The 14,324-nt window shown below is 64.7% G+C and carries 13 protein-coding genes; 12 read left to right on the forward strand and 1 reads right to left on the reverse strand.

Annotated features, from left to right (window positions below):
- Positions 1 to 60: 60 nt before the first annotated feature.
- The 8 genes from ACQUSY_RS03175 to ACQUSY_RS03210 all read left to right on the forward strand — a co-directional run bounded on the left by ACQUSY_RS03175 (position 61) and on the right by ACQUSY_RS03210 (position 7,844).
- Positions 61 to 882 carry a Pr6Pr family membrane protein gene (locus tag ACQUSY_RS03175; RefSeq protein WP_428903063.1) on the forward strand — a complete coding sequence of 274 codons (822 nt, stop codon included), beginning with the start codon at positions 61 to 63 and terminating at the stop codon, positions 880 to 882.
- An 88-nt stretch (positions 883 to 970) separates the two neighbouring features.
- Positions 971 to 1,786: a MurR/RpiR family transcriptional regulator gene (locus tag ACQUSY_RS03180; RefSeq protein WP_428903064.1), complete on the forward strand. Its 816-nt coding sequence runs from the start codon at positions 971 to 973 to the stop codon at positions 1,784 to 1,786.
- Between the two features lie 175 nt (positions 1,787 to 1,961).
- A complete protein-coding gene (locus tag ACQUSY_RS03185) occupies positions 1,962 to 2,621 on the forward strand; it encodes a tyrosine-protein phosphatase (RefSeq protein ID WP_428903065.1) in 660 nt (219 codons plus the stop codon).
- Positions 2,618 to 3,415, forward strand: coding sequence for a metallophosphoesterase family protein (locus ACQUSY_RS03190; RefSeq protein ID WP_428903066.1), 798 nt, complete (start codon positions 2,618 to 2,620; stop codon positions 3,413 to 3,415). The genes ACQUSY_RS03185 and ACQUSY_RS03190 overlap by 4 nt, the downstream gene beginning before the upstream one ends.
- Before the next feature lie 14 nt (positions 3,416 to 3,429).
- Positions 3,430 to 4,485: an ABC transporter substrate-binding protein gene (locus tag ACQUSY_RS03195; protein ID WP_489685719.1), complete on the forward strand. Its 1,056-nt coding sequence runs from the start codon at positions 3,430 to 3,432 to the stop codon at positions 4,483 to 4,485.
- A complete protein-coding gene (locus tag ACQUSY_RS03200) occupies positions 4,482 to 6,158 on the forward strand; it encodes an ABC transporter permease (RefSeq protein WP_428903068.1) in 1,677 nt (558 codons plus the stop codon). Before ACQUSY_RS03195 ends, ACQUSY_RS03200 begins: the two co-directional genes overlap by 4 nt.
- Before the next feature lie 16 nt (positions 6,159 to 6,174).
- Complete coding sequence (locus tag ACQUSY_RS03205; protein ID WP_428903069.1) at positions 6,175 to 7,248, forward strand: ABC transporter ATP-binding protein; 1,074 nt, start codon at positions 6,175 to 6,177, stop codon at positions 7,246 to 7,248.
- A complete protein-coding gene (locus tag ACQUSY_RS03210; RefSeq protein WP_428903070.1) occupies positions 7,248 to 7,844 on the forward strand; it encodes a histidine phosphatase family protein in 597 nt (198 codons plus the stop codon). Before ACQUSY_RS03205 ends, ACQUSY_RS03210 begins: the two co-directional genes overlap by 1 nt.
- A gap of 46 nt (positions 7,845 to 7,890) precedes the next feature.
- Here ACQUSY_RS03210 and ACQUSY_RS03215 read toward each other — a convergent pair whose 3' ends face one another.
- The gene (locus tag ACQUSY_RS03215) at positions 7,891 to 8,163 is read right to left on the reverse strand and encodes a GlsB/YeaQ/YmgE family stress response membrane protein (RefSeq protein ID WP_428903071.1); all 273 of its coding nucleotides are present in this window, start codon (positions 8,161 to 8,163) and stop codon (positions 7,891 to 7,893) included.
- A 186-nt stretch (positions 8,164 to 8,349) separates the two neighbouring features.
- Between ACQUSY_RS03215 and argG the strand changes: the two genes are divergently transcribed.
- From argG to ACQUSY_RS03235, 4 genes are all read left to right on the forward strand, one after another.
- A complete protein-coding gene (gene argG, locus ACQUSY_RS03220) occupies positions 8,350 to 9,780 on the forward strand; it encodes an argininosuccinate synthase (protein WP_428903072.1) in 1,431 nt (476 codons plus the stop codon).
- 113 nt (positions 9,781 to 9,893) lie between these two features.
- The gene (locus ACQUSY_RS03225; RefSeq protein WP_428903073.1) at positions 9,894 to 10,778 is read left to right on the forward strand and encodes an ABC transporter ATP-binding protein; all 885 of its coding nucleotides are present in this window, start codon (positions 9,894 to 9,896) and stop codon (positions 10,776 to 10,778) included.
- A 1-nt stretch (position 10,779) separates the two neighbouring features.
- On the forward strand, positions 10,780 to 11,577 hold the full coding sequence (locus ACQUSY_RS03230; protein ID WP_428903074.1) for an ABC transporter permease: 798 nt from the start codon (positions 10,780 to 10,782) through the stop codon (positions 11,575 to 11,577).
- A 92-nt stretch (positions 11,578 to 11,669) separates the two neighbouring features.
- Complete coding sequence (locus ACQUSY_RS03235) at positions 11,670 to 14,297, forward strand: penicillin acylase family protein (RefSeq protein WP_428903075.1); 2,628 nt, start codon at positions 11,670 to 11,672, stop codon at positions 14,295 to 14,297.
- The last annotated feature ends 27 nt before the right edge of the window (positions 14,298 to 14,324 follow it).

Raw genomic sequence — 14,324 nt, forward strand, 5'->3', positions numbered from 1 at the left:
GGTTTCGAAACACACACCCCGCACTATCCGCGAACGAGCGCGGGTCGCTACGCTAACCGCATGAGCGACAGTCACGCGGTGCATCCCGGTACGAATGTCCGTGTCATCTGGGCGATCGTTCGCCTGGCGACCTCGGCGTTAATGGCCGCGGCCGTCGTCGCGCAGTTCGTCACAACCTTCACGCTCACCGCGGAGAAGGGCCGCGACGTCGAAACGACGCTGGTGAACTTCTTCAGCTTCTTCACGATCCTGTCGAGCTGCCTCGGCGTTATCGTCATGCTCGTGGGCGGACTCTGGCTCCTCACCCGGGGTGCGAAGAAGCAGTGGGAACCCCGCTGGATGTCGTACGTCTGGATCAGCGTCGGCACCTACATGGTCATCACCGGCATCGTCTACAACCTGCTGTTGCGCGGCTACGTGCTTGAGCAAGGCGCGACGGTCGTGTGGGCCAACGAAGTGCTGCACCTCATCGGCCCGATCATGTTCTTGCTCGATCTGGTGCTCTGCATCGCGCGCCGACCGCTCGGGTGGACAGCCATGGGCGTCGCCGTCATCTTCCCGATCGCGTGGGTGATCTACACGCTGGTACGCGGCGAAAACGTCACGAGCCCGGTCACCGGCGACCCGTATTGGTACCCGTATCCGTTCCTGAACCCCTACCTGCAGCCCAACGGCTACTTCGGCGTCGGCATCTACGTCATCGGCATCGCCGCCGCCATCCTCATGATCGCCGCCCTCGCCGTCTGGCGCACGCGCGTGGGTCGCCGGGCTGACACCACCGAAGAAGAGCCCACCGACGACGTAGCAGTCGAGACGGAGAGCCAAACCGAAGCTGAGGCAGCACCGGCCGCGGCATCCCCCAAGCCCGTAAAGAAGCGGTGACCCGGTCGGCATCAGATCACGCACGTTCCCTTCTCGTTAACCCTGCCGTGTAGATTCACGCCAACAACCGTTCACGACAGGGCAGGCCATGACGACAGATCCCGGCACACTCGCGCGAATCGGCGCATCGCTTGGGTCCCTCGTGCCCAGTGAACGTCGCGTTGCCGCGCTGATCCTCGAGCGCCCAGACCACATCACCGGGCTCTCTACCGCAGAGCTCGCCCAGGCCGCCGGTACGTCAACCGCAACGGTTATCCGCGCCTGTCAGAGTCTCGGATTTCGGGGTTTTCAACACCTCCGCCTCGAAGTCGCGCGGGCCACGCCGTCGCAGGCCACGCGAGAAGACCAACGCGCGACGGCCTTTGACGAGGCAATCTCTGCCCTGGGCACGGCACGAGAATGCGTTGACGACGATCGCATCCTGGCAGCGGTTGACCTCCTGTCGCGCGCCCGTCGCATCGTGCTGATCGGTGGCGGCTTTTCCGGCCCACCGCTCCAAGACTTCGCGTTGCGCATGCAGACGATCGGTTACTCGATAGAGGCTCCCGTCGACGCTTTGGCGCAGCAGTTCGCCGCAAACGCACTCACTGACGTGGATGTCGCCCTGGCACTGAGCTATTCGGGCGCGAACGCGCAAACGATGCGCGCCGTCACCGCCGCCCACGAGCGCGGCGCCCACGTCATCGTCATCACGAGCTACGCACGTTCTTTTCTCGGCAGGCTCGCCCACGTCACCATTTCCACGGGCCCCGCGAGCACGCCGCACGCCGTTGATCCGGCATACGCGCGGCTCGGCCACACCGTTGTGTTGCACGCACTCCACGCTGAGCTCGCCCGTCATGCCTCGCACGCCGATGTCACGCAAATGCGTCACGTCGTCGCCGACGCCATCGCAGACGACTAGCCAGCTAGGCTGCGAAACACGGGCCCAGCGGGGCACGATTCCGGGGACAACGCACCGCACACTCCGCGTTCCAGTGGGCTTCAACCCGTGGTAACCCGGCGTTCACCAAAGGCCGTGACGCTACTCATGTAACGACGTTCCAGATCCAGCGGAACGCAGGTAACACGGAGTGAGCATGGCGAACGACACCGGAATTTTCAACCTCCGCACGATCGGCGCACCCACCCCGTGGCTGGTTCGCACGGGAGCGCCTGAACAGATCACAGAGACCGGCAAGTCCGTTCTTGCAGACGCACTCGTCACCGTCGTCGTTGACCTCCGAGAGCCCAACGAGGTTCCGGCTCGCCGCGCAGATCTGCCGATCATCAACATTCCCCTCTACGGAACCACCCCACCGGCCATCGGCACGCTGGAGGCGGTTTACGAATCGCTCCTCCGCGACCGCGGTGATGCGCTCGCGAAGGCCGTCGGTGTCGTCGCCGACGCCCAGGGCGCAGCTCTTGTGCACTGTACGGCGGGCAAAGACCGCACCGGCCTCGTCGTTGCGCTGGCCCGTTTGGCCGCCGGCGATAGCGAGAGTGACGTGATCGACGATTATGCCGCGTCGGGCGCCGAGGTGCGACCGGTTCGCCTGGCTCACGCCGAAACGATTGCGGCGGCGTCTGAAGACAGCGCGAGCATCATGCGCCTTCACCTCGATAGCCCACCCGCGGCAATGCACCATGCACTTGCCGTTATCGCCGAGTGGGGCGGCGCTACCGAATACCTCCGCGCCCACGGCATCACCGAAGCGCAGCTCGCTGCGCTTCGCATCAAAGCGAGCAGAGCAGCATGAGCATCGAATCCGGTCGCCTCACGATCGTCCACGTCAGCGATGTTCACGCCACCGAAGATCGCGCACTGTACGGCTCTATCGACGGCATTGAACGGCTTTCTCGGCTCGGACGCTACCTCGCCGATGTCGGAGTCACTCCCGAGGCCATCATCGTCTCTGGCGACCTCGCTGAACGCCGCAATCCCGGCATCTATCCGGCGCTGCGCGATGCTTTCGCCGAGCTCGAACAGCAAGCGGGCGCCCCGGTGCTGACCGTGCTCGGCAATCACGATGATCCGCAGGCATCGCACGTTCTTCGCGGCCACGAGACGACTCACTTTCGCACGGTCATGCTCGATGGGCTCCGTGTCATTCTGCTCGACTCACACACGGGTGAGCTCGGTGCCGAGCAGCGCGATTGGCTGCGCGGCGAACTAGAAACCCCCGCACCGCTCGGCACGGTGATTGCCGTGCACCACGCGCCACTGGGTTCGCCGATGCCATCTCTGGCCCGTGCGGGCCTCGCCGACGCGAGCGAGTTTCTCGACATTTCAGCCGGCCGCGACGTGCGCCTCGTGCTCTCTGGCCACTTTCATCACGCGCTGTCTGCAACCGTCCGCGGGGTTCCGATCTCCGTTGGTCCTTCGCTCTCGTACCACCAGGTGATGGACGCGGGCCCTGAGTACGTCAGCGGCCATGACATGCCGATGTTCTCGCTCGTGCATCTCCTCCCCGGCGCCGCCGCCACCACGGCTGTTGCCCTCCAAACCCCTCGTCCGCTTTTCACATCTCCTCTCACCATCCCTACCCGTTAAGGAAAACCATGACCATCAAGCGTCACCGTTTGTTTGCTCTCACCGCTCTCGCCGCTGGCGGCATGCTGCTCGCAGGTTGCTCGGCCCCCGCAACCGAAGCGGCACCAGAAAAGAAGCCCGAAGCAACCGAAGAAACCGAGACCGAAACCCTCGAGCCCACTACCATCACGCTCTACACGTCAGAGCCACAGGCCAAGGCCGACGCCCTGGTCGCAGCGTTCAACGAAACGCACCCCGAGATCACGGTTGAGATCTTCCGCGCCGGCACCGGTGACCTCACCGCCCGCATTGCCGCCGAGCAGACGTCGGGCGCAGTGCAGGCTGACGTGCTGCTGGCGGCGGACGCCGGAACCTTTGAAAACTACGCGGCGGACGGCTTGCTCGCGCAGTACACGCCCAAAGACGTGGAAGCACTCAACCCTGACGTCGTTGACCCCGAGAACTACTACGTCGGCACCCGCATCATCCCGACCGTTATCGCGTACAACACGACGATGATCACGACCCCGCCGACATCGTGGGAAGACCTCACCGCCGCGGAGTACGCCGACAAGATCGTGATGCCGAACCCTGATGTTTCGGGCGCGGCCGCCTACAACGCTGCGGTCTGGATGAACGAAGACGCGCTCGGCGAGAAGTGGTTGGAGAATCTCGCCAAGAACAAGCCCGTCATCGCCGACAGCAACGGCCCGGTTTCGCAGGCCGTCGCGACCGGCACCCAGCCGGTCGGCATCGTCGTCGACTACCTGGTGCGCGAACTCGCGGCTCAGGGTTCGCCGATCGCGGTCTCGTACCCGACCGAGGGTGTTCCCTACGTTTCCCAGCCGGCGGGTATCTTCGCCGACTCTGACAGCCCCGAGGCTGCACAGGCGTTCATTGACTTCCTCGTCAGCGCCGAGGGCCAGAAGCTTGCTGTCGAGCAGGCGTATCTGCCGGTGCGCTCCGACGTCGGTTCGCCCGAGGGCGCTCCGGCAATGAGCGACATCACGATCCTCAGCCCCGACCTCGAGACGATCCGTTCGTCGCAGGACGCTGCTGTCGAGACGTTCCGCGCGCTCTTCCTCAAGTGACCACTCTCACCACTCCATCCCGAGGCTCGGCCGCCGGCCGGGCCTCGGGCTCGGCGCGTCCGCGTTCGCTCAGCACACTCGTCTTCGCGCTGTGGCTGGCGTGCGGCGCCGTCATCCTGGTTCCACTCACCGCCGTCGTCCTCTTAGCGCTGAGCGGCGGCGACTTCTCGGTTCTTTTTGAACCCGATGTTCGCGAGGCCGCCGTGAATTCGGTCGTCTCCGCGACCCTCAGCGGCCTCTTCGCCGTCGCGTTCGGCACCGCGCTCGCGATTCTGTTTGACCGCACCGACCTGCCCGGGCGCAACATCCTGCGCCTGTTTGCTTTGTCGCCGATGTTGGTTCCGCCGTTCGTCGGCGCGATCGCGTGGCTCGGCGTACTGGGCCCGGCCAGCCCCCTCAACCGCTGGTGGGCATCTTTCACCGGCGCGCCCCTGTGGTCGCTGTACGGCGGCGACGGCGTCATCTTCTTGCTGACCGTGCACAGCTACCCGCTCGCGATGCTCATCATGTCGGCGGCACTGCGTCGCATTCCCTCTGACCTGGAGCAGGCCGCCCGCATCTCTGGCGCGGGCCCGGCGCGTGCACTCACCACCGTCACGCTCCCGCTACTGCGTCCCGCTCTGCTTTCGAGCTTCGTGCTCATCACCGTCGGCAATCTCGCCGACTTCGGCATCCCCTCCATCATCGGATTGCCTGAGCGTTTCACGACGCTCTCCACGCTCGTCTACCGCTACCTGCAGTCAGCCACGGTTGACAGTCCGCTCACCGTCGTCGCGACGATTGGCAGCGTGTTGCTCACGGTCGCCGTGCTTTCGCTAATCCTTGACGCCGTAATCTCCGCACGTGGCCGTCGCGGCGTGCAGTTTGAAGTGATCGGAACCATTCAGCGCACGCCGCTGGGTCGCTGGCGCACACCGCTAGGTGCGATTGTGGCAACTATCGTGCTGGGTCTCACCGTACTGCCGTTGTGTGCTCTCGCGATGCAGGCGCTCATCCGCGCTCCCGGGCTGCCTTTCACGCCGGAGAACATCACGCTCGATCACTTCGTGACGGCGGTGAGTAGCTCCAACACCGTCACCGGCGCTACCAACTCGGTCATGCTCGCCGTTGGCGCCGCGCTCATCTGCATGGTGCTCGGCCTCGCGGTCGGCGTTGTGACGACTCGCACCACTCTGAAAAGCGCGCGCGGACTCCAAGCGCTCACCCTGGTTCCGCAAGCCATTCCGGGCCTCGTCATCGCGGTCGCGTGGCTCATCATCGCGCCGCGCATCGGCCTGTTCAACACCCCGTGGCTCATTCTCTGCGCATATGTCACATCGTTCATCGCGCTCGTCGTGCAGGCGGTCGTGGCGCCATTGCAGAGCACCGCCGCGAGCGCCGAAGAGTCGGCCCGCATTGCTGGCGCCGGCCCAGTGCGAGCGCTGTGGGATATTTCAGCACGCATGGCGTTGCCGGCAGCGCTCTCCGGCGGCGTCATTGTCGCGGTCACCGCGGTGCGTGAGCTCACCCTCTCGGTGTTGTTACTGTCTCCCGGCTCGCAGACGCTCGGCGTCGTCATCTTCAATCTGCAGCAGGCGGGGGCATTTGGAACCGCTGCTGCGCTCTCGCTTCTCGTTGCGTTGTTGGGGATTGCCGTCATTGGCTTCGCCACGCGGTCTTCCGCACGCTCGTAGGCATCGAAAGGACATCATGGCTTCTGTCTCTGTTGACGCGGTATCGCTGCGCTACCCGAACGGCACGCTCGGTCTTGCCGACATCGACCTGACGGTCGCCGACGGCGAATCGATCGCGCTCGTCGGCCCGTCGGGGTCAGGCAAGACCACGTTGTTGCGCACGATCGCTGGGTTCTTGACGCCAACGGCCGGCCAGATTTCGATCGGCGGCGAGGTCGTCGCGGGTGCTGGCCGCCCGATTCCGCCCGAGGCTCGTGGGCTTGGCATGGTTTTTCAGCAGCACGCGGTCTGGCCGCACTGGAACGTGGCCCGCAACGTTGACTACCCGCTGCGTCGGGCTCGTATTGCTCGAACTGAGCGCCACCAACGGGTTGAGGAAATGCTCGCGCTCGTGGGCCTCGAAGGCTACGCGGGACGCGACCCGGCAACGCTCTCCGGCGGACAACGTCAGCGAGTCGCGCTGGCACGCGCCCTCGTCACTCGGCCACGTGTTCTTCTGCTCGACGAAGCGCTGTCTGCCCTCGATGAGCCTCTCCGCGACCGCCTGCGTCTCGAATTACACGCGCTGACACGGGACTTCGGAACCACGGTGGTGCATGTCACGCATGACCGTGCTGAGGCGCTTGCGATTGCCGATCGCGTCATGATCATGGATGCCGGTCGCGTGCAACAGATCGGTACCCCGGCGGAGGTTCTCAGCAACCCGGCATCGACGTTTGTCGCCACATTCTTGAATGACGCGACGGTCGTGGCGGGCACGGTCTCCGACGGCATCTTCTCCGCTGCCGACCACCCGCTGACCGCGCCCCTCATCGGCGGAGATGTCGCTGGCGATGGCGTCGCCGAAGCTGCGATCGCTCGCCAGGACGTGCGCGTGGTTGCTGACCCGGATGGCGATGCGATTGTGCGTTCGTCCTTGTTCACTGCGGATGGCGGCGACCTCGTCGTCGATTGGGCGGGCATGAGCTTTCGCGTTAAGACAGTGGGCTATCGCCCCCTGCACGGCGACCGGGTTCGCGTCGAGGTTTCAGGTGTGCACGCGTTTCGCCAAGACACCGCCCCCGCGGCCCCACCTCTTGTGAGCGCATAATGCTGGCTCTCGTGCGCCACGGCCGCACTCCGTGGAACGATCGACGCCTCTTTCAAGGGCGCTCAGACATTGCGCTCGACGCAGCAGGCCGCGAGCAGATCTCGGCCCTCGCTCTGCAACTGCGCGACACCGCGGAGTGGGCCCGCATTGTCTCCTCGCCACTCACACGTGCCCGGCAGAGTGCAGAAATTCTCGCCGAGGCGCTCGGTCTCGAAGCGCCCACGCGGGTGGCTAACCTCATCGAGCGCGACTTCGGCGTCGCCGAAGGGCAGCCGGTCGATGATATGTTTGCCCGCTGGCCCGATGGCGAGTTTCCTGATGCGGAGCCCTGGCCTGTGCTTCGCAAACGGGCGGCCCTCGCACTCGCTCGCGAATATGACCGCGCCGAGAAATCGCCCACGATCGTCGTCGCCCACGGTGTTTTCCTCCGCGCGGGCATCAGCACCCTCACCGGCACCGAGTGGCCCCGATTGCTCAATGCCGAAGCCGTGCTACTACGACGCACCCGGAGCGGGGCCTATCAGGCTTGTGCTGTTCCTCAGGCACACGACACCAACGGGAGCTGCCTCGATGTGACCTCTTCACTTGGCATATGAAAAAGGGGCCCAGCCAACAGGCTGGGCCCCTCACGTACGCTACGCCTTATGGTCGCGTCTTAGCGGATCCGCGGGTGAGCATGCCGTAGATCAGGAGCACGATCAGGGCACCCGCGATCGCGAGCAACCAGGTCTGAAGGTCGAAGAACTCAGTGAGCGGACGGTTGAACAGGACACTACCGAGCCAACCACCCAGCAAAGCTCCCACGACACCGAGGACGAGGGTTGCGATCCAGCCGCCACCCTGGCGTCCGGGAAGCAGTGCCTTTGCGATAACGCCGGCAATCAGTCCAAGCAAAAGAAAACCGAGGAAGGTCATGTCAGAACTCCTATCTGGGGGCCCCAAGTTTTGGGAGCACACCGCTGTTGGTGTGGTCAAGACGTTACTGATTGCCCGCTAAACGCACAAAGGGGGTTGCGCGCGATCAGTAACGGCGTGTATAAGAGCGCGCGAACGATCACGAGCTCCGCAAAATCGCGCCGGATCGGCCGGTAGACTGAAACCATGTCTAAGGTTCTCGAATCCCTTCCCGTCGGCGAGCGCGTCGGCATCGCATTCTCGGGAGGGCTCGACACCTCCGTAGCCGTCGCTTGGATGCGACACAACGGAGCGGTTCCGTGCACCTACACGGGTGATCTCGGCCAGCCTGATGAAGACGACATTGAGTCGATCCCGGGCCGCGCCCTCGAGTACGGCGCTGAGGTTTCGCGTCTGATCGACTGCAAGACGGCACTCGTCGAAGAGGGCTTCGTTGCCCTGCAGACCGGAGCATTCCACATCCGCTCGGGCGGACGCACGTACTTCAACACCACGCCGATCGGTCGCGCCGTCACCGGCACGCTCCTGGTGCGCGCCATGAAGGAAGATGGCGTCGACATCTGGGGCGATGGTTCCACCTACAAGGGCAACGACATCGAGCGCTTCTACCGCTACGGCCTGCTCGCCAACCCCGCCCTGCGCATTTACAAGCCGTGGCTTGACGCTGACTTCGTTTCGCAGCTCGGCGGCCGCCAGGAGATGAGCGAATGGCTCGTCGCCAACGGCTACCCGTACCGCGACTCGGCTGAAAAGGCATATTCGACCGACGCCAACATTTGGGGTGCCACCCACGAAGCCAAGACCCTCGAGTTCCTCGACGTTTCGCTTGAGACCGTCGAACCGATCATGGGCGTCAAGTTCTGGGACCCGTCGGTTGAGATCGAAACCGAAGACGTCACCGTCACGTTCGACGCCGGTCGCCCCGTTGCCCTGGGCGGCAAGGAGTTCGCGAACCCGGTCGAACTGGTGCTCGAGGCGAACCGCATCGGTGGCCGCCACGGCCTCGGCATGAGCGACCAGATCGAGAACCGCATCATCGAAGCGAAGTCGCGCGGTATCTACGAGGCACCGGGCATGGCCCTGCTGTTCACCGCTTACGAGCGTCTCGTCAACGGCATCCTCAACGAAGACACTCTCGCGACGTACCACGAGCAGGGTCGTCGCCTCGGCCGCCTCATGTATGAAGGCCGCTGGCTCGAGCCGCAGTCGCTTATGCTGCGCGAGTCGATTCAGAAGTGGGTCGGTTCGACGATCTCGGGTACCGTCACGCTGCGCCTGCGCCGCGGTGAGGACTACACGATCCTCAACACCGAGTCGGCCAACCTGTCGTACGCGGCAGAGAAGCTCTCGATGGAGCGCGTCGGCGACGCCGCGTTCGGTCCGAAGGACCGCATCGGCCAACTCACGATGCGCAACCTCGACATCGCAGACTCGCGTTCGCGCCTCGAGCAGTACGCAACGCTCGGCCTCATCGGTGGCCCGACCGGCGAACTCGTCGGTGGCTACAAGCAGGGCGACGCCGCTGAAATCGCTGAAGGCACCGCCGAGCAGAAGGCCGCTGCGGCCGAGTTCGACGCTGCTGGCGAGTCGGCTGCGTTCGACGCCGGCACCGACTGATTGTCACTCGAAGCGGGGGTCCAGCACATGCGCTGGAGCCCCGCTTCGTCATGTCGGCCGCCTGAGGCGGGCCCCGATTTGCGAATCACACAAAACAGGAGTGGGCTGGAACCATGACACCAGCAGTGCGCGCCACGTCGTTGACGAAGACGTTCGGCTCACACACCGCCGTCGACGGCGTGAGCATCACCGTCAACCCCGGCGAAGTCGTCGCGTTTCTCGGCCCGAACGGCGCCGGCAAGACCACGACGATCGACATGCTGCTCGGCCTTAGCCAGCCCACGAGCGGCGCCGTCGAACTGTTCGGCATGACGCCCCGCGCCGCGATCGCGAAGGGCCTCGTCTCGGCCGTCATGCAGACCGGCGGCCTGCTCGGAGACGTCACAGTGCGCGACACCATGCGCATGACCGCGTCCCTATTCGCCGGCACCATCAGCATCGACGACGCCATGGCCCGCGCTGGCATCACCGACATTGCGAGCAAGCGCGTGCAGCAGTGCTCCGGCGGTCAGAAGCAGCGCCTGCGTTTCGCCATGGCCCTCGTCAGCGACCCGGCGCTCATCGTGCTCGATGAGCCGACGACCGGCATGGACGTCGAAGGCCGCCACTCGTTCTGGCAGGCGATTCACGCCGACGCGCAGCGCGGCCGCACCGTTGTTTTCGCGACCCACTACCTCGAAGAAGCCGACCAGTACGCCGACCGCATCATCCTGATCCGTCAGGGCCAGATTGTGGCTGACGGAACCACGGCTGAGATTAAAGCGATGGCTTCCGGCCGCCGGGTGGAGGCCGAATTGCCCGGAGCAACCGAACAGCAGATTGCCGCCATTCCCGCCGCCGAAGACGTCACGATCCGCGGCAACCGCATCGTGATTCACACCGGCGACTCCGACACCGTCGCCCGCTACCTTCTCACCCAGACCGAGGCCCGCGACGTCACCGTCACCAGCCAGAATCTCGAGCAGGCCTTCCTGCGCCTGACCAGCGAGGAGAACTGACATGGAACGCATCGACGTCACCAACCGCCAGGTGCCCCGCTACGGCGGCTTCTCCTGGACGTTCTTCGGTCTCGAACTGAAGCGCCTGTTCCGCAACTATTCGGTCATCATCTTCACGGTCGTGTTCCCCGTTGCGATGCTGCTCCTCGTGGCCCTGCCACTCAAGAACACCAGCCTCTCCGAGGTTCCGGTCGCCGACGGCGGTACGTCAGCAGCGTTGCCGATCATGATCTCGATGGCGGTGTACGCGGCGCTCGTCGGCTCGACGATGACCGGCGTCACCGTCGCATACGAACGCGGCATGGGCTGGTCGCGTCAGCTGCGCCTCACGCCCCTCAACCCGCTCGTGTACATCCTCATCAAGGTCGGCACTGGCATGGTGCTCTCCGCGATCGCGGTCGTCATCACGATCATCGCGGGCGCCGTCCTCGGCATCACCGCACCGTTGCCGAACCTTATCGCGGCCGGTGTTCTCGCGTGGCTCACCTCCATGTCGATGACAAGCCTCGGCCTCGCCGTCGGCTACGCGTTCCCCTCGCAAAACGCGATGCGGTACATGGGGCCCCTGCTTCCCGTGCTCGCCTTCATGGGCGGCCTGTTTGTTCCGCTCAATGCGCTCCCCGACATCGTGCAGCTGACCGCACAGTTCACGCCGCTCTGGGGCATCGCGAACCTTGCGCAGAGCGCCATCATCGGCGCGGCCCCCAGCATCTGGGCGGTACCGAATCTGGTGTTCTGGTTCGCCCTCTTCACCGCGCTCGCCGTGCTATTTTTCCGACGCGACACCAAGCGAGTCTGACGCCACCACAGGTCAATTGGGTACGATGCCAACGGGGGCTGGAACGGGCTTGATACTGAGCCACGGTCTCCATCACGCAGGGGGAAAGCTCAATGACGACTGAAACACCGACCGTTGTGGCCAAGAAGCCACTCACCGCCGGAACCATTGTGAAACGCTCCGCACTCACAATTCTCGCGATCATTGTCGTCGTTGTGATCACAGCGTCCGCGTTGCTGAGTTGGACGATCCAGCGCCCCTTCCCGACGTACAACGGCTCCGTCGACGTCGAGGGGCTCTCGGCTGAAGTCACGATCCAGCGCAACGAACAGGGCGTGCCCACGATCACCGCGCAGAACACCGATGACCTGTTCTTCGCGCAGGGTTACGCCCACGCCCAGGATCGCTTCTGGGAGATGGACTTCCGCCGCCACGTCACCGCCGGCCGCGTTGCCGAGCTGTTCGGCACGTCACAGGTCGGCACCGACAAGTTCTTGCGCACCCTCGGCTGGCACGAAATTGCCGAGCAAGAGGTCGAAGCGCTCGACGACACCACGCGCGGGTACTACGACTCGTACGCCGCAGGCGTCAACGCCTACCTCGATGAGCACAAGGGCGGCGACCTCTCGCTCGAGTACTCGGTTCTCGGCCTCACGAACCCGGGCTACGAGCCCGAGCCGTGGACCCCGACCGACTCGGTCGCGTGGCTCAAGGCGATGGCTTGGGACCTCCGCACCAACATCGAAGACGAGACGACGCGCGCGCTCCTGCTCCAAGACTTCACTCCCGAGCAGGTCGCCGAGCTGTACCCCGCGTACCCGTTCGATGAGCACCCGACGATCGTCGACACCGCCCTGCTGCCGACCGTTTCTCAGGGCGCCGGTGATGGTTCCGGCACCATTGCCGCCGGCTCTGTAGCGGGTGCCGGAACCATGGGTGAAGGTGCCGGAGTCGCGGTTCCGACCGTGGGGGAAGACGGCATCGAATGGGAAACCGCGGGCAGCGTGCTCGAGGCCGTTGAGAAGCTCGTCGGTGACGCTGGCGAGGGCATCGGCTCGAACTCGTGGGTGGTCTCAGGTGAGCACACTGACACCGGCATGCCGCTGCTCGCGAACGACCCGCACTTGGGCTCGGCGTTACCGAGCGTGTGGACGCAAATGCAGTTGAAGTGCGCGCAGCCCTCCCCCGCCTGCCCGTTTGACGTGGGTGGCTTCACGTTCTCGGGTCTACCCGGCGTCGTGATTGGCCACAACGACACGATCGCGTGGGGCTTCACCAACCTGACCACCGACGTCGCTGACCTCTACATTGAGCGCGTTCAGGGCGACCAGTACTGGCGTGACGGCGCCCTCGTTGACTTCGAAGAGCGCACCGAAACCATCAAGGTGGCCGGCGGCGACGACATTAAGCTCACGATCAAGTCGACCGTGCACGGTCCGATCGTTTCGGGCCTCACCGGCGACTTCACCGATATTGCCGACAACGCGGCGTACGAGACGGCCCCCGAAGGTGACAGCTACGCGGTCAGCCTGAAGTGGACAGCGCTGGAGGTCACGACGACTCCGGCCGCTATCTTCGCCCTCAACACCGCTCACAGCGTTGAAGAGTTCCGCGCGGCAGCGGCACTGTTCTCGGTGCCCGCACAGAACCTCATCTACGCCGACGTCAAGGGCAACATCGCCTACCAGGCACCGGGCAACCTGCCGATTCGTGGCGCCGGTGACGGGTGGATTCCGCAGCCCGGGTGGGACAGCGCCTACGACTGGCAGGGGTACATTCCGTTTGACGCGTTGCCCGCAGTCAAGAACCCCAAGGAGGGGTACATCGTCACCGCCAACGCGGCGATCGTCGATGACACCTACCCGTATTTCCTCTCTCGCGACTGGGATGAGGGCTACCGCGCCGACCGCATCGTGAACCTCATTGAGGCCGCCATTGCGGAGGGGCCGGTCACCGCCGACCAGATGCGCGCGATCCAGATGGACCAGGAGATGTTCATCGGCAAGCGCCTGACGACGGCCGTCGCCAACGTCGCGAGCGACCGCGAAGGTGTGCAGGCGGCGCTTGCCCTCATGGCCGGATGGGACGCGCAGAACGCCAAGGGCAGCGCGGCCGCGGCTTACGCCAACGTGCTGTGGGACACCCTTGTCGTCACGATGTTTGCCGAGCGCGATGTGCCGGCACCGATCTCCGGGCAGTCGCGCCTCTTCCTCGTGATGGATGGCTTGCTCGACAACCCCGAGTCAGAGTGGTGGGTTAACGAGAAGCTCGGCATCTACGGCAAAGATGAAATGCTCCTCTACGCCGTCGACAAGGCCTACGACCGTCTGGCCGAGCTACAGGGCGAAGACACTACGAAGTGGAACTGGGGCTCGCTGCACGCCATCACGCTACGAAGTGACACGTTTGGTTCGAGCGGCATCGCGCCGATCGAATGGCTGTTCAACCGTGGCCCGTACGACGTGGGCGGTGGCGCGAGCGTCGTCGACGCGACCGGCTGGACGATCGGCGAGAGCTTCGAAACGACGACCGTGCCGTCGATGCGCATGGTGATTGACGTCAGTGACTGGGATGCGTCGACCTGGATTCATCTCACCGGCACGAGCGGCCACGCCTTCCACCCCAACTACGTCGACCAGACGCCGCTGTGGGCAGATGGCAAGCAGTTGCCGTGGGCGTTCGCGAAGAAGGCGGTCGCAGCAGCAACGGTCGACACGCTGACGCTCACGCCGAAGAAGTAAGAATGACGAAGGGCGCCCGATCGTGAT

The sequence above is a fragment of the Microbacterium daqui genome, assembly GCF_050408675.1.
Classification (GTDB): domain Bacteria; phylum Actinomycetota; class Actinomycetes; order Actinomycetales; family Microbacteriaceae; genus Microbacterium.